The sequence below is a fragment of the Pontibacter cellulosilyticus genome, from assembly GCF_014306105.1.
Lineage (GTDB): Bacteria > Bacteroidota > Bacteroidia > Cytophagales > Hymenobacteraceae > Pontibacter > Pontibacter cellulosilyticus.
In genome coordinates this window covers 794,340-814,700 of the sequence record NZ_JACRVF010000001.1, presented here as the reverse complement: position 1 = coordinate 814,700, position 20,361 = coordinate 794,340, and the positions used below count along the sequence as shown (strand labels likewise).

Genomic DNA, 20,361 nt, shown 5'->3' with positions numbered 1-20,361 from the left:
AGGTGCAGCTACAAATCCGCCTTCTTGTTTTGAGTACTTGGATGCAAGTCTCCTTTATATTGATAGGTCGTAGACTATATTTTGCGCTCTATTTATACTAACATTCTCTTGATAAACAATTTAAACTGGTTAATGCAATATCCGTTATTAAAATATGTATACCAGGTGAATGTGTTTCTGACAGTTGGAATTTTGAGAAGCGATACACACCGTACAATCATCCTTGCCCCTGTAAACACCTTTTAGGTTATATTTTACCCGTTCACCCTCCATTTTTCAGATTGCTTTTAATGATCAATCCATGGCCCCTTTCATCAAACTTTTCAAAGACATCAGCTACCAAGACCTGAGCAAGGTAGGCGGCAAAAACGCGTCGCTGGGAGAGATGTATAACCAGCTTAATCCTGAAGGTATAAAAGTACCTGACGGTTACGCCACAACGTCCGATGCATATTGGCACTTCCTGGAGCATAACAACCTGAAAGAACAGTTAAAAACTATACTTGGCCGCTTGGACACAGAGCAGTTCAAGAACCTGTCGGAGGTAGGGAAGCAGGCAAGAGAGCTTATACTTTCTGTAGATTTTCCGGAGGAAATACGGCAGCAGATTGAGGAAGGCTATACTTACCTGCAATCAGAATACGGAGATAAAATTTCGCTGGCGGTAAGAAGCAGCGCCACTGCCGAAGACCTGCCTACTGCCAGTTTTGCCGGGCAGCTGGAGACATACCTGAACGTAAGCGGACTTAATAACCTGTACAAAGCCTGCCATCATAGCTACGCATCTCTGTTCACAGACCGGGCCATCAAGTACAGGGTAGATAATAACTTCGAACATATGCAGGTAGCTTTGTCGGTGGGGGTGCAGGTGATGGTGCGTTCCGATAAAGCCTGCTCCGGTGTTATGTTCACCCTCGATCCGGATACCGGCTTCGAGAAGGTGATCGTGATATCAGGTTCCTGGGGTTTGGGCGAAAATATTGTGCAGGGAGCAGTAAATACCGATGAGTTTGTCGTGTTTGAGCCGATGCTTGGCAATGCAAAGCAACCCATTATTTCGCGAAAATTAGGGAGTAAGGCTAAAACCATGGTTTACGCTGAAAAGCAGGAAGGCGAATTGCAAAATCCAACAGATGCCATCCTCAACATAGACACTCCCCCCGAAAAGCAGGAGGTTTTCGTGCTGCAGGATGAGGAGGTAGTGCAACTAGCAAAATGGGGCAAACGCATAGAAGAACACTACAAGCAGGCAATGGATATAGAGTGGGCTAAAGACGGGGAATCCGGGGAATTGTTTATTGTGCAGGCAAGACCGGAGACAGTGCAGAGTCAGCATAAAGACCAGGCATTTTTTACGGAGTATACTTTAAAAGACGAGGGTACCATACTTACTTCCGGCATTGGCCTGAGTAATCGCATTGTGTCTGGGGTGGCGCGTATACTTCATTCGCCAAAAGAGATAGATAAACTGCAGGAAGGAGAGGTGCTGGTAACCCGAAAAACTGACCCTGACTGGGACCCTATTCTGAAGAAAGCAGTCGCCATTGTAACAGAGCAAGGCGGACGCACCAGCCATGCTGCTATCGTGGCGCGCGAAGTAGGAGCCGTTGCCGTTCTGGGTACAAACGATGCTACAAAAAAGATACAGGACGGGCAGCAGGTGACCGTGTCTACGGCTGGCGGCGAAACGGGCTATGTATACGAGGGAGAGCTGGAGTGGGAGGAAACCAAAACTGACATGAGCAAACTCGAAAAGCCCGATACAAAAGCCATGCTTATACTTGGCGACCCGGAGCAGGCATTTAAATATTCATTCCTGCCGAACGATGGCGTAGGACTTATGCGCATGGAATTTATCATTAACAATGCCATCCAAATACATCCGATGGCGCTGAAGCGTTTTGAAAAGGTAGAAGACCAGGAAGCCCGTGAGAAGATCGAGCAGCTGACTCATCATTATGCAAACAAAGAAAACTATTTTGTAGATAAACTGGCTGAGGCCACAGCTGTTGTAGCGGCTGCGTTTTACCCCAAGGATGTGATCGTGCGCATGAGTGATTTTAAGTCAAATGAATATGCCAACCTGATTGGCGGCAGAAAATTTGAGCCCGAAGAATCGAACCCGATGATCGGTTTGCGCGGCGCCTCCCGTTATTATCACCCGTTATACCAGGAGGGCTTTGAGCTGGAGTGCCGTGCCATGAAAAAGGTGCGCGATGAGATAGGACTCACAAATATCAAGCTCATGATCCCGTTCTGTAGAACCGTGGACGAAGGCAAGAAAGTGATAGACCTGATGGCGAACTATGGCCTGAAACGGGGAGACAACGGCCTGGAAGTATACGTGATGGTGGAGATACCGAGCAACGCACTTTTGGCAGAACAGTTTGCAGAAATATTTGATGGGTTTTCTATCGGCTCCAACGACCTGACACAACTTACTTTGGGAGCAGACCGGGACTCTGGTTTATTAAGCGATATCTTTTCCCCATTCGATGAGGCAGTTCAGCAACTGATTGTGATGACGTTGGAAAAGGCGAAGAAGACCGGCACCAAAGTAGGACTTTGCGGACAGGCCCCAAGCGATTACCCGGAGTATGCGGCTTTCCTGGTAGAGCATGGCATTGATAGCATTTCCTTTAACCCGGATGCATTTTTCAGGGGGTTGAATAACATGCTGCAGGCAGAGAAAGAGAGAAACACAGCGCCGTCTAAAGTATAAACTGCTGTATGCCGAGGAAGTATAAGTAAAGGCTATCGGGGAGTTAGGTTATACTGCAGTACTTCTGCTAACAGCTGGTCTATTCTAATCTGGTTAGACTGATGGGGAATAGTGTTGCTCGTAATGACTTGTGCCGCACCGGCTTCTAAGAGTGCCTCATATGCGCCGGGAGCAAAAACAGCATGTACCCCAATACAAACCGGAGGTTGTGGAGTAAGCATTTTAAGATGATGTACTGTTTCAATCATGGTTTTGGCTGTAGAGATAATGTCATCAACAAGCACAGGAGTATGTGATAAATATTCGTGCATTTCTGGCTGCGATACCTGTACTTCACGGTCGCCCAGCCTGGTTTTGTGAAGCACTAAATAAGGGGCATTTGCCAGTTCAGCCACTTCTTTCACCCACTGCATACTTTCCTCATCCGGGCCGATCAGCAATGGCTTCTGAATATTTTCTCCAATCCAGTTAGCCAGGATAGGTGCTGCGTGTAGGGCGGTGGCAGGTATGGTGTACAACTCGTGCATGTGGTGGAAGCGATGCAGGTGCGGGTCTATTGTTAGCAGGCTGTCTACGGTGCCGGATAACAGGTTGGCAAAGTGGCGGGAGGTAATTGCCTCGCCGGGATTAAACTGCTTGTCCTGGCGCATGTAGGCCAAGTATGGCGCAACCAGGCAAACGCTGGCAGCACCCAGGTCGCGGGCTGCGCTGGAGACGAAGTACAGGGGCAGCAGCTTTTCATCCGGTTGGTGCAGGGTGCATACCAGAACCACCTGCTTATGCTGTACATCCGACAGTAGGCGCACATAGGTCTCACCATCCGGAAAATTTCGTATTACAGCCTCGCCAACTTCGGCCTGAAGTATACTAGCCAGTGAAGTTGCCAGCTGTTCGTTCCCGGGCAAAGCGAAAAAGATCATACTCATATAGCAGCCAGTTCTACAATGTGTGAAGAGCCATGAAGGTAAGTAAGGGCATAATTCAGCTCGCCCTGCGAGGCGGCATAGATCGTGAATAGTGTGTCTCCTTTTTGTATATGCTTCCCGATGGGTGCGTTAAAGTATATACCGGCTCCCGGAGACTTAGGGGCTCCGGCCAGTTTACCGACTTTTGCCAGTTTCCTGTTGTCTACAGATCGCACCACACCATTTGTCATTGCCAGCACATCATGCCGCAGCCCAGCAGTTACAGGCTCTTTAAAACCTCCCTGTGCTTCACAGATGCGGTAAAATTTATCCAGCGCCTGTCCGCTTTCCAGAATCTCCAGCGCACGGGCAGCACCTTTGCCATCCGGGGCGGCACCGGCCTTTTCGAGCATGAGGCCAGCTAATTGCACACTACGGCTTTTCAGGTCTTCGGGGGCATCGGGCTCGTTTCGTAAAACCGACAGAACATCGATTGCCTCCAGTGCAGGACCAATGCCACGGCCCACAGGTTGTGAGCCATCGGTTATCATCACTTCAACACCCATGCCTATCGAAAGGCCAACAGCCCTGAGGTAATACTCCAGCAAAAAAGCCTCCTCTTTAGACCGTACTTTTGCCGTATCGCCTACAGGTATGTCGATGACTACGTGCGTAGATCCGGCAGCGGCTTTTTTAGACAGAACAGAGGCAATCATCTGGCCGGCACTGTCAACGTCCAGAGCCTTTTCTACTGAGATGATCACATCGTCCACGGGGCTTAGTTTTACCGCACCACCCCAGGCCATACATCCGCCTTCCTGTCGTACTACATGCTTTATCTGCTCCAGGCCCAGGTTTACTGGCGTCATGGTTTCGATCACGTCGGCGGTACCGGCCGGGGAGGTGATAGCCCTGGAGGAAGTTTTGGGTATGAGCAGGCCAGCTGCAGCCACAATGGGTACTACAATGGGAGTGGTGCGGTTACCGGGCAAACCTCCCACACAGTGCTTGTCTACGATCATGGGCTCATCCCACTCTAGTCTGGAACCGGAGTTGATCATGGCTTTGGTAAGATAAATCACTTCATCGAGAGCCAGGTTGTCTCCTGAGCAGACGGTAACAAAAGCAGCTATCTCAATTTTAGAGTACAGCCCCCGGGTTATGTCCGAAATGATACGTTGAATGACAGTATCGTTAAGTTTTTTACCAAACATTTTGGCCCGCACCTCACTAAAAGAAAGTATAGGCTGCAAATGAGTAACCGTAATCAGGTCGCCTTCCTGCACGTTTAGTTTCGCAAAAGCCTCTTCTGAGAGTGCTGCCTCTCCATCACCAATTAACCCGGAGGTTATCACATTTAAAGTAGCTGTGATGCTGCGCCCGCCATAGTTTACCGCCACTCTGGTGTTCGCAGTAAAACCTTCGGAGCGGCAAATAGGGGAATCTGCCCGCATGAAAATGATATGCTCTGTGTGCGTGTCAATGCCCAGTCTGCGCAGGCGCAGGATGTTGCTGTTATTTTCCTTCATATCAGTCGCCACAAAGTTTAGCTATTTCCTGCAGTACCTCCTGTATGCGTTTATCCCGGACTCCTGCTTTGTGCAGCAGGGCCTCGTTGTGGTGCAGTTCCTTGCAAAGCACCACTTTCATATCCAGCAGTGTTTGTTTTTCGGCGCGTGTAAGGGTGGTAAGGCAGGTAAGCGGGTAAAGCGCAAAGGAATCTACCATGTCTTTTATTCCGCCCTTGTAAGGATAGTCCCAGCCGACAAGGTGCAGGTTTACGCAGGAGGCGTAGCGGATGGCATCGTCGGTGAAGCGGGTGTTGGTTACGACCCAGGCCTGGTGGAAACGAATTTCATACTCCTGCTCTGATGGCCATACTTTCTCTACATCCTTAAACCTGGATTGTATGTACATGGGTATCTTTACATCAGATTTGTTGTGGTGCAGATTGTGGTACTTACATTCGATCATGTAGCGCTTTCCGTCTTTCACAGCAACTACATCTATCTCGTGCCGAACGCACTGCCCATCAACAAAAACACCTATGTCTGTCGCAAAACCTTGTACCCGGAGCAGCTCTGCCACAAATTTTTCAAACGGAAACCCGGACGGCCCAAGCTCCATGATTCCCTGTTTCAGGCTATACTTGGCTGCCGTGGACCTGGAAAGCTTGTTAAGTATGGAGAAGGCGATCTTGTAGATCTTTCTGGTGGAGATACCCTCGTAAAGCCTCGGCTCAAGTTTGCAGAGTACAGCCTGCGTTATTTCTTCGCTGGCTCCTGCCTTGCGCAGGGATAACTCCAGTTTACCAACCGAAAACAAAACTTTTTCGCCGGATGCCTTTGTCACGATCAGTTGTTCGATGGTTTCAGCCATAGGGATATTTTGTGTTTGCTGCTGCAGCGTAAACCTCATTCGCTGCTTACCCAAGTTTAGCAATAGGAGGCATCTTTACAACAGAAACCAGTTATACTTTGGGTGCTTTATTTTGAAGAAATCCGCTCCCAGATCTCGTTTATTTTATTGCCTGTGCTGCTCTTGCCGGAATGGTGCCACTTGCCGTCCTTTGCCTCATAATCAAAGGTCAGCTGCATGCCCACTCTCTCCTGGTCGCGTGAAAAGAATTCGATGTTCTCCGTATACTTTCCATTCTGCGCAGTGTAAGTCCCACCGCCGGTTCCGGAAAATTCCCCTGTTTCTGAGTTAAAGGCTATCCACTGAAAGCGTGAGTCCGAGAGTATCTTCAATGTTTTGCGCGGTCCGGGCTGCATGGTACTCATTTGCCCGTTGCGCTCACGGCCGGATATGCGCCAGGTGCCGGCAAGGGGAGAACTACTGCGTTGTTCATCTATCTTCACCCAAGTTTCTGCCACATCTCCGCTTCTGCCCAGCCCGGTGGTGCGCCATTTACCGTTTTGTAAAGCTGATGTTCCTGATACCGATTTTCCTACCAAGGTAGAGTCGAAGGTGTTGAACTCATACTTTCCTGTAAGGCGGCCATTTATATTCGAAAAAGTGCCGCCGTAAGTACCTATAAACTTTCTGGCCTGCTGGTCATACACGGTTACTGTAAAATAGCCGTCCTGGACGATCTTAACAGCAGTAACATCTGCTTTGCCACCCGCTGCGTCATCTTCCAATCGCCAAGCACCTTCCATACTCGTAGCCTGGCTGATCACCAGTTCTGCCGTAGTAGTTGGGGTATCCGTGGGCATTTGCTGTGCCGTTTCAGGAGCCTTGCACCCAGCCGTAAGCAGTAGCAGGACAAAAGCAGCCAGTTTACTCAGAAGCAAAGTATAAGAATTCATGTTGGAAGATTTGATGGAGAACAAAGTATAAGCCTGCACTAGTCTGTATCTTAGCTAAGCTAAGTATACTTAGCGCGCCACCCAGCCGCCATCCACTACAAGGGCATGCCCGTTTGTAAACGAGGAGGCGTCGGAGCAAAGCCAGATAGCTGCTTCGGCAATTTCACCAGGTTCCCCGAACCGGCCGATCGGCACGCCGCTTACCATGGCATCTTTTGTTAGTTTGTTTTTTTCTATAAACCTGTCGATCATGGCGGTTTGTATGGTTCCAGGGCACACCGCATTCACCCGTATACCGGATTGGGCATACTCCAGCGCTGCGGCTTTTGTGAGGCCGATGACAGCATGTTTTGAAGCGGTATAAATGGGTATCCCCGGAAACCCAATTACCCCGGCAATGGAGGAGCAGTTTACGATGGCGCCTTTTCCTTGTTGAAGCATGTGCGGGATTTGGTGCTTCATGCATTGCCAAACGCCTTTCACGTTAATGCCTATCACCCTGTCGAAGTTTTCCTGAGTCACCTCATGAGTAGGGGCCGACTCGCCTTCTATGCCCGCATTGTTAAAAGCATAATCCAGTCTGCCGAAAGCACTGACGGTTTGCGCTACCATGGCCTGCACCTCGCTGTCACTAGATACATCACACTTTATAAAAATAGCCTCTCCGCCGGCAGACTTAATGGCATTTATTGTTGCATCGTCTTCTTTCCAATCTACAACGGCTACTTTGGCGCCTCGCGCAGCAAACATAATTGCTGTTGCATTGCCTATACCAAAGCTTGCCCCGGTTACAATGGCCACCTTCCCCTGAAACTGCTTTTCCATAGTATATAATTATGTTATGTTCTCCTTTTCGGCTTAATTTTAAGTAAAAGAGCAACTGGTAAATTATGTAAGTAACAGGGTGAGGAACAGATTATACTTAGTTGTTAAGTATAATGTCATATGAGATTTGTTCAACTTATAGTGCCTTTAAAAATACGATTGCTTTGTAAGCTTGGCTGCAAAAAGAAAGGTTTAATTTACTGCAACAGATACTCTTTTAGTTAAAGTATGGCGCTGGTGAAGTATAAAACAATTCATCCTGAAGTTAAACTCAAAACTTCGCTGCCTCTCTTCACTTCACATCTTTAATGTTCTCAGATTATTAGATCAAGGTTGCTTATTCATAAGTTATGGTCTTTGAACACATTCCCGCAACCTTCGTTTGTTAAACTCCGCTAAACTTTATAGAAGTTGGCAAAAGTACAGCAGCTACGGTTACACATATTTCAAACGCAGGTTCTACGGGGCATCGGTAGCGGTGTAACATCAAATTTATTGACGGCAACACTTTAACTACAGACAGACGCATGAAAAGTGCAGGACTAGTAATATTGATCGCTTTGCTCTCGGCAGCCTTAGCGATAGCAGGATATAGGTTTTTCGATAACAGGCAAAGTATAGTTTTTACCGGTGAGGAAGACCGTACCCTGGATTTAACCAGCCGTCCATCAGCTGCTGTTTCCTCGGCAGGTAACCCGGATTTTGTAAGAGCGGCAGCAAAAGTAACGCCTGCGGTAGTGCATATCAATACCCAGTACACTGCCAGCGTAGCATCAGGCAATCCGTTTTTTGGCAACCAGGCTGTTCCTGCACGCGGATCTGGTTCTGGTGTGATCATCTCTCCGGAAGGGTATGTAGTCACAAATAATCATGTTATAGAAAACGCCTCTGCCATTGAAGTTGTATTGCCCGACAAAAGAACATTTAAGGCTAAACTCATAGGCCGCGACCCCGACACAGACCTTGCCCTGTTAAAAGTGGAAAGCAGTGATCTGCCGGTAGTGCCGCTGGGTAACTCAGATAGTGTGCAGGTGGGAGAGTGGGTGTTGGCTGTGGGGTATCCTTTCTCGCTTAACTCTACTGTAACAGCGGGTATCATCAGTGCCAAAGGCCGAAGTATAGGTATCCTTAATCGCCAGAGCCAGGAATATTACTCCGATCCGACACAGCCAGGCTTCAACACGGCGATAGAATCATTTATTCAGACGGATGCAGCCATTAACCCCGGTAACAGTGGTGGGGCATTGGTTAACTCAGATGGTAAACTAATAGGCATAAACGCTGCTATTGCCTCGCAGACAGGAAGTTATGCTGGGTATGGTTTTGCCATACCCGTAAACCTTATGCGCAAAATTGTAAACGACTTCAGGAAGTATGGGGAGGTGCGGCGCGGCTACCTGGGTGTAAACTTTCCTTCTCCTGCCGTTGAGGATGAAGTGCTGCGACAGCGCGGGGTAAATCCTGCCTCTGTAAAAGGGGTGTACATTATGGGCATACAGCCAGGAAGCGGAGCCGCAGCAGCCGGCCTGAAAGAGGGTGATATCATACAAAGTATAGACGGGGTTCGGGTAATTTCTTCTTCTGAGCTTTCGGAACGCATTGCCAGGTATAACCCCGGCGATAAAGTACAGCTCTCCTTCCTGCGCGATGGCCGTTCACGCAGTGCAGATGTAGTGCTAAAAGGCGAGGAAGAAGCAAGAGGCACACGTGACGCATCTGCTGAAAGCAGCCTGCAGGCAAAGCTGGGAGCCTCTTTTGCTCCTGTACCGGATCGCATCAAACAACAGTACCGCCTGCGGTCGGGTGTGTATGTAACAGGAGTGCAACGGGGAGGCTTCTTTGATGTGGCTGGCATACCAGAAGGAACCATCATCACAAGTATAAACGGCATGCCTGTAAACAGCACGTCAGACATGGACAAAGCCATTGCCGCCTCGCGCAGCAATATGGTTAGGGTGGTGGGCATAACACCTGATGGGGCTGGTTTTGTGTTTAGTATACCACTGGGCGCTTAGAAATAGGGTAGGCAGTATGTTAGCTGCAGGGCAGGAGTAAATGTGGAGGTGCGGAGAAACTAATTTCTGGAAGCATAATGATAAGCAAGTCGATTATATTAAGTATAGCCTTTGCTTTGCTAGCTGTTAACCAGCACATGAATACCAAATTCATGAAAGATGCATTCGATACGGCACCACCAGACACAACAGCTGCCATTACCTTATTTTTGTGCGGCGACGTGATGATAGGTAGGGGAATTGACCAGGTGCTGCCGCACTCCGTTGATCCCGGCATTTACGAGCCCTATGTAAAAGATGCCAGGGATTATGTACGGCTGGCAGAACGCGAGAATGGACCTATTCCAAAACAGGTGTCTTACGACTACATCTGGGGAGATGCCTTGGAAGTATGGCGCAACGAGTCACCGGACCTCAAGCTCATCAACCTCGAAACAAGTATAACCACCCACGATACCCCCTGGCCCGGAAAAGGAATACAGTACAGGATGCACCCTGCCAATGTGCAGGTGCTAACAGCCGCTGGCATAGATTTTTGCTCGCTGGCAAACAACCACACCCTGGACTGGGGCAGGCCCGGCCTTGTACAGACGATAAAGACCTTGTCTGATGCAGGAGTACCTTTTGCCGGCGCAGGTATGGATGTAAACCAGGCCAGTAAGCCGGCTATGTTCAAGACAAGGAATGGCAGAGTGATTGTGTTTGCTTATGGCTCTCATACAAGCGGCATTCCTGCTGAATGGGCTACAGGGCGTGATCTGCCGGGCATTAACCTTTTGCCAGATATGAGTGAGGCAACAGTTACATTGATACAGCAGCAGGTAAAGGAAGTAAAGCAGCGAGGCGACCTGGTGGTGTTTTCAGTGCACTGGGGAGGCAACTGGGGCTATGATGTGCCACCAAACCATCAAAACTTTGCCCGGCAGCTGATAGACAAGGCAGGCGTGGACCTGGTGCACGGCCATTCGTCGCACCACCCCATGGGCATGGAAGTATACAAAGGGAAACTGATAATATACGGTGCCGGCGACTTTATAACCGACTACGAAGGAATAGGAGGGCACGAGATGTACCGTGGCGACCTAACGCTGATGTATTTTCCTAAAATTGATCCTGTTACCGGCCAACTGCATTCTATGAAAATGGTGCCGATGCAGGTGCGCAGGTTTAAGCTGAACTATGCCACTGCACCAGACACCAAATGGCTGCTCAGTACCTTAAATAGAGAGTGCCACAAGCTCGGTACAAGTATAAATTTAAATCAAGATGGCTCTTTCTCTCTCAGCTGGTAATGCAGCTTTACCTTGTTCAGTCAAGAAGAGCACGTATAATTTGATCCTTTTCTCTTTCTGCAGCCATAGCACCTCTAGTATCACTTAATTTCCGGTAAATTAATCATAACTGATTGATGTCATGTTTTTTAAAACAAATACCTGGTACTTTAACAGAACAAAATTGAATTCGTAGAATAGAAGGAAGTGTTGATTTGGTATAAAGTTACCAATGCTGTGTTTAGAGACTGACTTTTACTTTAACAACTAAAGTTTTTAGCTATGGCAAATTTAACAAGAAGAAACGGAGGAGCATCCTCGCCCTCACGTTCCATTTTCTCAGACTTCTTTTCTGATGTAGATCGCTTTTTTGATAAGGATTTCTTCCTGATGCCAATGCAGGTTGGCAGACAGTTTCAGGGTAGTGTACCAGCAGTTAACATCAAAGACAAAGGAAAAGAGTATTTGATTGAGGTGGCTGCCCCAGGTATGAAGAAAGAAGATTTTAACATAGACATGGAAGAAGGCATGCTAACCATCAGCAGCCAGAAAGAGGAGGAAAAGACTGAAGACAAAGAGAATTATAAGAGACGGGAGTATAACTACAGCTCATTCAGCCGATCCTTTAGTTTACCTGAAAACGTGCAGCCTGAAGACATCAAAGCACGCTATGAAGATGGTGTACTGAAGCTTACCGTACCAAAGAAACAGGAGCAGGCTAAAGCCAAAAAGAAAATAAACATTGATTAATAGCTGGGCAAAGCCGTGGCATCCTATGGCTACGGCTTTGTTTTTACTTTTAGTATATTGTAGTTGCCGTTTAAACGAACACTAAAAGATTTTGCGGCACAAGAGTGTAGTAAACGTGTACGTGGTGCACATAAATGTAATACTAACATGGAATCGCTTGTAATAATAACCGTTCTGGCCTTATATGGAATTGGCTACACGCTATATTATATGTACGTAAAAAAATAAGTTTACCTGCTGCTGTTTTCCTGTAATATAGCCTATCGGTGTTGCATCAGGTACGCTGGTAGGAGCAGCTTTTTTATACTACTGGCCGGTTCTGTTCTAATTAAACAGAAGCATGAACATCATTTTCTTCAGCACAAAACAGTACGACAAAGAGTTCTTTACGCAGGCAAATCAGCATCACAACCATCAACTCAATTTTCTGGATGTTCCACTGAATCATCATACTGCTGTGCTGGCTAAGGCAGGAGATGCAGTGTGCGTATTTGTTAACGATGTGGTGGATGAAAGCGTGTTAAAGATATTTGCCAAGTATGATGTAAGACTGGTTGCCTTGCGTTGCGCCGGTTACAATAACGTGGATCTTAAAGCAGCTGCCGCGGTAGGTATAAAAGTAGTACGTGTTCCTGCATACTCACCCTACGCTGTGGCCGAGCATACACTGGCTCTTATACTTACACTTAATCGCAAAACCCACCGTGCCTATAACCGGGTAAAAGAAGGAAATTTTGCACTGAACGGGTTAATCGGTTTTGATCTGCATGGGAGAACGGTAGGGCTAATTGGCTTAGGCAGAATAGGTCTTGTTACGGCTCGTATCTTAAAAGGCTTTGGCTGTAGCGTATTAGGCTACGATATTGCTGAGGTAAAAGAAGCACAGGAGCTAGGAGTTGAGACAACAGAACTAGACAACCTTCTACAAATATCTGACATTATCTCGCTGCATTGCCCGCTCACACCCCAAACGCACCATCTGATCAATGAAGATACAATTGCGAAGATGAAGGACGGTGTGATGCTGATCAATACAAGTCGTGGCGCCATAATAGACACTAAGGCCGTAATAAAAGGGCTTAAAAGTGAAAAGATAAGCTACCTTGGCCTGGATGTATACGAAGAGGAAGGCGACCTTTTTTTTGAGGACCTATCCAACAAAGTGATCAAGGATGATGTGTTTATGCGCTTGCTCTCGTTTAATAATGTGCTCATCACCGGCCACCAGGCTTTTTTAACTGTGGATGCCATGCAAAGTATAGCACGCATTACGCTTCAAAATTTAACTGATTTTGAAGCCGGCAAAAAATTGGAAAATGAGGTGTTACCATAATAGTTCGCAGGCAGACCTTCAACTTTTCTAATCAATTTTAGCAGGTGCTTTTGTATAGCTATACTTAGTTCTGGTGCTTATAGTGTTCTTTCAGCATCAGCCATTCCATAGCTTCATCCTCCGAAAAGAAATAGCCCGGATCATACAGCTGGTTCTTACTTTTTATGTTTTTATCGATTGCCTCGTGCACAAGCAACTGCAGCGAATCTTGTGAAGTAACTACAGCTATACGCCTTGTTCGGTTGGCAGATACTACTTCTACAAACCTATTAGAAAACCACATTTGGTCTGGCAGCGATATGACACCTAACCGTTGGTTAAAGATAATTAGCTTCTCCGGTTGATGCTGCGATAAAGTATGGCACATGGTCTGTATGCCATGCCTGTAGTCCAGGCTTTGCACCGGCTGCAGCCAGCGCATGGCTACTAAACTATTACAGTTGTCCATACTTATTTTCAGGAAATCAGTGTTGCACAAAACCTCCAAGCCTGTATCAATCACTTGTGCGCCATTATCCGGTGCAAGCTTGGTGTAGTTTAAGCCTGCCTTACCTGCATATTGCTGCAATGTTTTGCGCAAAATCTGTGAACTTGTAGCCATGTTTACATCACAAACGTGTTCCGTTTCACAGTTTTGTTCGCTCTCCAAAAGCCACCTTTTTGCCTCTTCTACAGAATTGAATCCATTGGTCTGGTAGGGTAGGTTCGTCGCTTCCGCCATCACACGCTGGTATGCCTCCAATTGAGATGCACTGCCAGAAAGCACCCGTGCGCAACGCTTAAGTGAAGTGCCTTGCAGTGCTGTTTTAAGAAAGTTTGCAGTACAGTACTGATCATCGATAGGAGGTGTATCGATTTTACTAAAATCAGAGAGGGCGAATTGTGCTTTAAGTGTAGTGATGCAGACTGCAATAATGCGGATACCATGCCGGTACTCCTGGCTGCTAACTGGCCTTAGCCATTGTGCAGTAATAAAATTTGTTTTAGGGCTAAAACTTAGGGTCAGGAAGTTTTCGCTCATCATAAATGAAATGTTTTAAGTTGTTTTCTATTGTAAGCTTCAAGCTTTTAAAGGCTTATCTTTAGTTTGTAGGGCGTTATGTATAAATTATCGAAACACAAGCATGATCAGCATTATCCCCATCATAATCTACTTCAATAAAAGTAAATAGAAGGCTAAGGAATTTCTACTGTAGTATAATTTATAATATATCAAGTTTATATAATCCATTATGAATAATACTGCTACTTAACTATTTGTTATCACTTTGAGTTCAAGGTAGTTAATAAAATCCTGACTCTAAATAAATTTTAAATGAGGGCATATCTGCCATCCTGCAGAGGCAGCAAAACAACACGATCAGAGGAAGTATGGCTAAACAGTTTGTATGGCTGTAGAATTCTTGCCTTACTTTCTTGCCTCCACGATTAATCTACCTGACAAGCGGTAAAGTTCTATTTCTGAGCTTTTCGCCTGGATGCGCAAATTATTTATCCGGTTCTGGGAGTTGATCAGGTTAAGTTGAGCAGTCCGTAGATCGGTGCTGTTGATCAGGCCTGTGGCGTAGGCTTCCTGGCTGCGTTCAAAGTTGAGGCGAGAGGTAGTAAGATCATCCTGCGCCAGTTGCAACAGGTATAAGTTGGTTCGGTAAATTTCGTAGGCATTACGTACATCCCGCTTTACCTGGTCTGCTGCCAACTCCAGATTTTCGTCTGATGCTGCCAGTGACATACGTGCATTCTCTACCTGTGTGCGTTGCTGAAAGCCATTGAAGAGGTTATAGCTTAATGTAATGGTACCTGAAAAGCCATCGGTGCGTGAAAGATTTAAAAAACTGGCTTCGTCTTTTATTCGGTTATAGTTGTAGGCCGCATTCACATCCACCCGTGGGTAGTAGCCAGACCTTGCAATTTTAAGGTTAAGCCTGGCATCCTGCCGCAGGTATTGAGCCAGCAGTAAATTACTGTTAACAGCAAGTGCCTCCGCCAGCAGTATATCCAGCTGCAGGTCCCGGTTAAGGTCATAGTCTTCTTCCACTACCATACTTGCCATAGGGTCGCGGCCCAGCAGCAGGTTCAGGTTGCGGAGCGCATTGCTATAGTCGGCCATGGTGCTGAGGTAAATGGTGCTGTCTGCGTTCAGGTCTACTTTAGCGTTGAGTACATCCAGTTTGGTAATAGTGCCGAATTCATACTTCACATTCACCCTGTCATACCGTTCCCGGCTGATTTCCATGGCTTCGCGGTTTATCTCCAGCAGCTCCTGCAGTCTTGCCGCCTCCAGGTATTGTATCACCGCCTGTAACAGGGTGTTCTCGATGGTAAGCCGCGCCTGCACATCCCCAATCCGGCTCAGGTTCTGGAGCGAGTTAAACTGGTAGTAACTTCCTAGTCCGTTAAAAATATTGTAGGAAAGTACAGCTGCTCCGTTTACTGTAGAGGATGCTGCATTTTGCCTGTTAATGGATTCTATCTGCGGATTGATAAAGGAAGTCTTTACATCGCGGATGCTCTTGGTATAACTACCCTCCAGAAAGAGCGATGGTAGCAAACCAGCATTCCCCAATGTAACGTTATTCTCGCTAATGGCCGCTTCGATGCGCGAAATACGGATGTTATGGTTTTGTGCTAGGGCTTCAAGTATGGCTTCTTCCAGCGTTAACACTTGCAGGGTGTCACGCACCTGCGAGAAAGCGGAGGTGTTTACCAGCAAAAGTATAAACCCGATAAACACGTCAAGCCTTTTCATACTTCTCCTTATTTCTTTTGTCTTTCACAGCGCGCTCCACTGCTTCCGGTTCTGGCTTTTCTCCTGTCCACAAATAGGTATAATATACTTTTAGCCGGTTAGCAGCGATCAGGAAAACAGGCAGCAGGGTAGCTATAAAAAAGGATCCCACCACAAGCCCATAAGCTACAGTAGCCGCCATAGGAATCAGGAACTGCGCCTGAAAACTTGTTTCAAAAATCAGAGGACCTAAGCCAGCAGCGGTGGTTATAGTCGTCAGCACCAAGGGCCTGAACCTGGACAAGCCAGTTTCTTTCAGAGCCTGTTCATACTTTGTTCCGGCTCTTAGCTTATCGTTAAGGGTATTGGTGAACACCAGCCCATCATTTAGCAAAATGCCAATCAAAGCCACAAAACCAAGTATAGAAAGCACGCTGATGGGCAGTCCATGGATGTAATGTCCCCAGATCGCGCCGATTAGCCCGAAAGGCAGCATCAGGATAAGCGAAATAGCCTGACTATAGGACTTAAATGTAAATATCAGCATGGCCAGCATCAGCAACAGGATAGGAGGACCAACCAGAGCAGCAGAACTCCCCAGTTTTGCCGTTTCGCGTACCTGTCCTTCCAAAGTATAATCTATACTTGGGTGTCTGGAAAGTATACTTGGCATCACATCACTGGTGATATTCGAAATCACATCCACCGACGACACCTCCAGGCTGGCCACGTCTGCATCAACACGTATCTCCCGGCGGCCGTCACGGTGGTTAATAGCAATTGGCCCTTGTTGTTCTTCTATATTAACGAGTTGCTCCAGTGGGAGAGACCTTCCATCGGGTGTTCGGATACGCATTTCCCGTAGCTGTTCCCGGTTACCACGGTCTTCTAAATGATACCGCACCCATACCTTTACTTCGTCATCGCCACGTTGTAGCCGTTGTGCCTCTTGGCCGAAAAATCCGTTGCGCACCTGCGAAATAACCTGCAGCGGATTTAGCCCCAGTAGTTTTGCCTGCTCATTTAAAGTGATACCTACCTCTGGCTGGCTCTCCTGAAAGTTATCTACTACGTCCTTCACGGTTGGCATGTCGCGCAGCTCCGTTTTTAACTCATCCGATGCCAGCTGCAGTTCTTTGTAGTTGCTTGATGAGAGGGAGATAGAGATGGGTTTACCAAAGGCAGATGTGGTTTCGTAGGCAAGCTTGCGGGCATTTGGAACAGGGCCTACTTTTTCGCGCAGGTCGCTGGCAATTTTAAAGCTTCGGATGGTTCTGTTCTCTGCGCGTGCCAAGTATACAATAGCAGAGGCCGTGTTGCGGGTGGGGCCAACGGTAATTTCTATGTCTTCTATTACATCTTTTACCTCGGCATCTTCTTTCTGGCTTAACTGCTGGCGGTAGTCCTGGTTTAGGGCTCGGGCCGAAGCGGCTATTCTTTTGATGGTATTTTCGGTAATCGTATCGTTCGTGCCAGCAGGCAGTTCCAGCACTACATTTATAGAGTTTGTCTCGATGTTAGGGAAGAAAACCGTACGCACCACCTTAGAGCGTACTGCCCCAATGGTGATGACGAAAACGCTTAGTATGATTAAAAAGTAAAAGATTTTGTGCCGGAGGATAAAAGCCAGCAGTGGCTTGTAGCCGTTATCGCGCACCCAGAACATTACATTAGCTACCTTTTCTTTTAGCGCGTTCGGAGTATAGTTCCGGTCCAGGTCTTTGCTGTGCGCCAGGTGGGCCGGCAGGAACAGCATCACTTCTACTAAAGAAACTCCCAACGCACAGATCACTACAAAAGACACATCAGAAAAATACTCGCCTAACTGGCCTTCTATAAAAAAGAAAAAGGCAAAGCCGATAGAAGTGGTGGTGAGGGCAGAGATGATAGACGGCAAAACTTCGAGTGTTCCGTTTACGGCAGCCTGCAGTGGTGGCTCTCCATCCTCGTAGTGCTGGAAAATGTTTTCGCCAACTACAATGCCATCGTCTACCAGAATACCGATCACCAGGATCATCCCGAATAGCGAAAGCACATTAATGGTAATGCCGGCCAGGTTGGCCAGAATAATCATACCCAGGAAGGAAATAGGAATACCGATGGCTACCCAAAAAGCAAGCCGAATGCGCAGAAACATGCCCAATAGCAAAACTACCAGTAAACCACCTATTAAACCGTTTTTCTCGAGTAATCCGATACGCTCGCGGAGGTTTACAGTGGCATCGTCTACTAATGTGGCTTTTATCTGTTGGTTTTGCTTGTTAAACTTATCTATGTAGTTGCGCACAAAGGCTGCTGCTCCAAGTATGTCTTCTTCGTTCAGGGTGTTGATGGTGAGGAGTACAGCAGGCTTTCCATTGAAGAAGGCTCTATTGGTTGTCTCTTCAAATTTGTCTTTTACTTCGGCAACGTCCCGAAGACGTACTAACCTGCCATCCGGTAGTCCTTTTACAACAATGTCTTCCAGTTTCTGTGCATAGTACTCTTTATTGTCAACCCGGATGATGACGTCTTTTTCCGCTCCTTTAATGGTACCGCCTGTCACTTCTATGTTAGCTGCGCGAACGGCGTTAGCCAGGTCTTCGAAGGTGAGGCCGTAGCTACGTAGCAGGTTTTCGCGGGCAGATACTTCAATTTCTTCAGGTGTATAGCCAGTCAGGATGATTTTTGATATTTCTTCAGACGCACGCAGTTCGTCTTCTACTTGCTGTGCCTTTTCCTTCAGGTCTTCCAGCGGCACATCACCGCTCAGGGCCAATTTGGCGGTAAAGTTTAAAATCTCCTGCTTATACACTACCACCCGCTCCATACCCTGCGGAAAAGAACTGATCTGGTCCACGGCATTTTTCACGTCTTGCAGTACAATGTCTGCATCGGCAGTAGAAAGCAACTCTACCTGTATGTTGGCAGCATTCTCGGATGAGGTGGAGGTTACCCTGTCTATGCCGCTCACCCCCTGCAGGTTTTCTTCAATTTTTAGGGTGATGCCTTCTTCTACCTCCTCAGGAGATGCACCAGGGTAAACCGCCTCAACGATGATGAATTTTGTTTTTTGTTTGGGGAAAAAAGAAGAAGTGAGGTTAGTTGCGCTCAGGTACCCGAAGATCGTGATAAGCAGGATCGTCAGGTTGATCAAAACTACATTTCGTATGAAAAAAGCAATGATTCGGCGCATTGTCTATCTCTTTAACTGGTACGTCACTTTTGTTCCTTCAAATGCAGCATTCTCACTTGTCTCCATTACCAGCGCACCTTCAGGTAAGCCTCCAAGTATAACTTCATCAGAAGTAAACTTTAATACCTGAGCCGGCTGAAGTTTAGCTGTGCTGTCTTGCACAACATAAATGCTTTTACCGTTTACCAGCACATCGCGCGGCAGCCGCACAGCCTGCTCAAACTGCTGCGCCTTTACCTTTCCGGTTAAGTACATACCTGCTTTAAGTTTTGGGTCGCTTACCTGAATGTATACCAGCACAGTTTGTGTTTCATTATCGATGCTGGCGTTAATTCGGCTAATTTTACCGGTATACCTAGCTGTTGAATTCGGCACCTGCAGCTGCACTTGGTCGCCTTTAGACAGGTACTGCAACTCTGAAGGGCTGATGGCTGCCTCTAACTCGTAAACATCCGTTTTAATGTATTCCCCCAGCTTCTGGCCTACTCGTACCAGCGTTCCTTCATTTATGAGAACTTCAGTGAGGGTGCCGGCAAAAGGGGCGCGGATGATGTAGTTGCCTAGCTGCGTTTCCTGTTCTTTTAGCGCATAATACTGGCTGTACACGTTGCGGCCTGTCAGAAAGAGTTGCTGCCGTTCTGAGTTTACTTTGGGCAGCGGCTTTAAGGAACCATTTACATTAAAGTTGACCAGGTAATCGCGCCAGGGTTCGTAAATCTCCGGGAAGTCTATTTTCAGGTCTGGCACAACCTGGGCCAGCACGTTCATATAAGCACTTTTGCTGCTAACCATACGCTGCCTAGCCTCTTCAGAATCTATTTGCACCAGCACTTCACCTTGTCGGTAATCGTAGCCAACTTTAAATGGAGTGCCCCTGTCGATAAAAATGCCGCCTACCTCGGCAAAAATTTCAATCCGGTCTCTTGGTATAACCCTGCCTGTAAGCGTAACATAACTCTGCACAGTGTCCGGCTTTACCTGCAGCACTTCCACGTATACTTTTTCCTCACGTGGTGGCGCTTCTTCCTGCTCTTCTTCGCCGAGCCTGGACGAGAGAAAAATTGCCAGCACCAGAACCAGTACACCAGCTACAATATAGATTTGCCTGCGCTTCATACAAGATAAAACGGTTTAAGGCCTTGATTGTTAAAGACTTTTCATGTAAAATCTGCACATATAGTAGTAAAAGATGATATGTGTCACTCACGTAAAGTATAAGCCTAAGAAACAAGTTTATCTTTTAATAAGTAAATTTTTATAGGAGGTATAAGATAGAATTCTCTTTAAGTATAATAAGCTTTGCTCTTTTAAGTCATACTACTCTTC

14 protein-coding genes are annotated in these 20,361 nt (G+C 47.0%); 5 read left to right on the top strand and 9 right to left on the bottom strand.

The window, feature by feature from the left end:
- Positions 1-301 precede the first annotated feature (301 nt).
- Positions 302-2,722, top strand: coding sequence for a phosphoenolpyruvate synthase (gene ppsA / locus H8S84_RS03505; RefSeq protein ID WP_187065872.1), 2,421 nt, complete (start codon positions 302-304; stop codon positions 2,720-2,722).
- A gap of 32 nt (positions 2,723-2,754) precedes the next feature.
- On the opposite strand, the gene H8S84_RS03500 is transcribed toward ppsA, so the two are convergent.
- The 5 genes from H8S84_RS03500 to H8S84_RS03480 form a co-directional block, all read right to left on the bottom strand.
- On the bottom strand, positions 2,755-3,648 hold the full coding sequence (locus H8S84_RS03500; RefSeq protein ID WP_187065871.1) for a ribose-phosphate pyrophosphokinase: 894 nt from the start codon (positions 3,646-3,648) through the stop codon (positions 2,755-2,757).
- On the bottom strand, positions 3,645-5,156 hold the full coding sequence (locus H8S84_RS03495) for a thymidine phosphorylase family protein (protein WP_187065870.1): 1,512 nt from the start codon (positions 5,154-5,156) through the stop codon (positions 3,645-3,647). The genes H8S84_RS03500 and H8S84_RS03495 overlap by 4 nt, the downstream gene beginning before the upstream one ends.
- Before the next feature lies 1 nt (position 5,157).
- Complete coding sequence (locus tag H8S84_RS03490) at positions 5,158-6,045, bottom strand: restriction endonuclease (protein ID WP_230407030.1); 888 nt, start codon at positions 6,043-6,045, stop codon at positions 5,158-5,160.
- A 68-nt stretch (positions 6,046-6,113) separates the two neighbouring features.
- Complete coding sequence (locus H8S84_RS03485) at positions 6,114-6,938, bottom strand: membrane or secreted protein (RefSeq protein WP_230407029.1); 825 nt, start codon at positions 6,936-6,938, stop codon at positions 6,114-6,116.
- Positions 6,939-7,007: 69 nt separating this feature from the next.
- Complete coding sequence (locus H8S84_RS03480) at positions 7,008-7,763, bottom strand: SDR family oxidoreductase (protein WP_187065869.1); 756 nt, start codon at positions 7,761-7,763, stop codon at positions 7,008-7,010.
- A gap of 527 nt (positions 7,764-8,290) precedes the next feature.
- Between H8S84_RS03480 and H8S84_RS03475 the strand changes: the two genes are divergently transcribed.
- The 4 genes from H8S84_RS03475 (at position 8,291) to H8S84_RS03460 (ending at position 13,132) form a co-directional block, all read left to right on the top strand.
- The gene (locus H8S84_RS03475) at positions 8,291-9,778 is read left to right on the top strand and encodes a trypsin-like peptidase domain-containing protein (protein ID WP_187065868.1); all 1,488 of its coding nucleotides are present in this window, start codon (positions 8,291-8,293) and stop codon (positions 9,776-9,778) included.
- Between the two features lie 137 nt (positions 9,779-9,915).
- The gene (locus H8S84_RS03470; protein WP_222621565.1) at positions 9,916-11,070 is read left to right on the top strand and encodes a CapA family protein; all 1,155 of its coding nucleotides are present in this window, start codon (positions 9,916-9,918) and stop codon (positions 11,068-11,070) included.
- A 261-nt stretch (positions 11,071-11,331) separates the two neighbouring features.
- A complete protein-coding gene (locus tag H8S84_RS03465) occupies positions 11,332-11,799 on the top strand; it encodes an Hsp20/alpha crystallin family protein (RefSeq protein ID WP_187065867.1) in 468 nt (155 codons plus the stop codon).
- 340 nt (positions 11,800-12,139) lie between these two features.
- Positions 12,140-13,132, top strand: coding sequence for a 2-hydroxyacid dehydrogenase (locus tag H8S84_RS03460; RefSeq protein WP_187065866.1), 993 nt, complete (start codon positions 12,140-12,142; stop codon positions 13,130-13,132).
- A 64-nt stretch (positions 13,133-13,196) separates the two neighbouring features.
- Here the strand turns inward: H8S84_RS03460 and H8S84_RS03455 are convergent, their stop codons facing one another.
- The 4 genes from H8S84_RS03455 to H8S84_RS03440 form a co-directional block, all read right to left on the bottom strand.
- Positions 13,197-14,156 (bottom strand): hypothetical protein, encoded by a 960-nt coding sequence (locus tag H8S84_RS03455; RefSeq protein ID WP_187065865.1) that lies wholly within the window; start codon positions 14,154-14,156, stop codon positions 13,197-13,199.
- 384 nt (positions 14,157-14,540) lie between these two features.
- The gene (locus H8S84_RS03450) at positions 14,541-15,881 is read right to left on the bottom strand and encodes a TolC family protein (protein ID WP_187065864.1); all 1,341 of its coding nucleotides are present in this window, start codon (positions 15,879-15,881) and stop codon (positions 14,541-14,543) included.
- The gene (locus H8S84_RS03445; protein WP_187065863.1) at positions 15,868-19,035 is read right to left on the bottom strand and encodes an efflux RND transporter permease subunit; all 3,168 of its coding nucleotides are present in this window, start codon (positions 19,033-19,035) and stop codon (positions 15,868-15,870) included. Before H8S84_RS03445 ends, H8S84_RS03450 begins: the two co-directional genes overlap by 14 nt.
- Positions 19,036-19,038: 3 nt before the next feature.
- Positions 19,039-20,151 carry an efflux RND transporter periplasmic adaptor subunit gene (locus tag H8S84_RS03440; RefSeq protein ID WP_187065862.1) on the bottom strand — a complete coding sequence of 371 codons (1,113 nt, stop codon included), beginning with the start codon at positions 20,149-20,151 and terminating at the stop codon, positions 19,039-19,041.
- Positions 20,152-20,361: the final 210 nt, after the last annotated feature.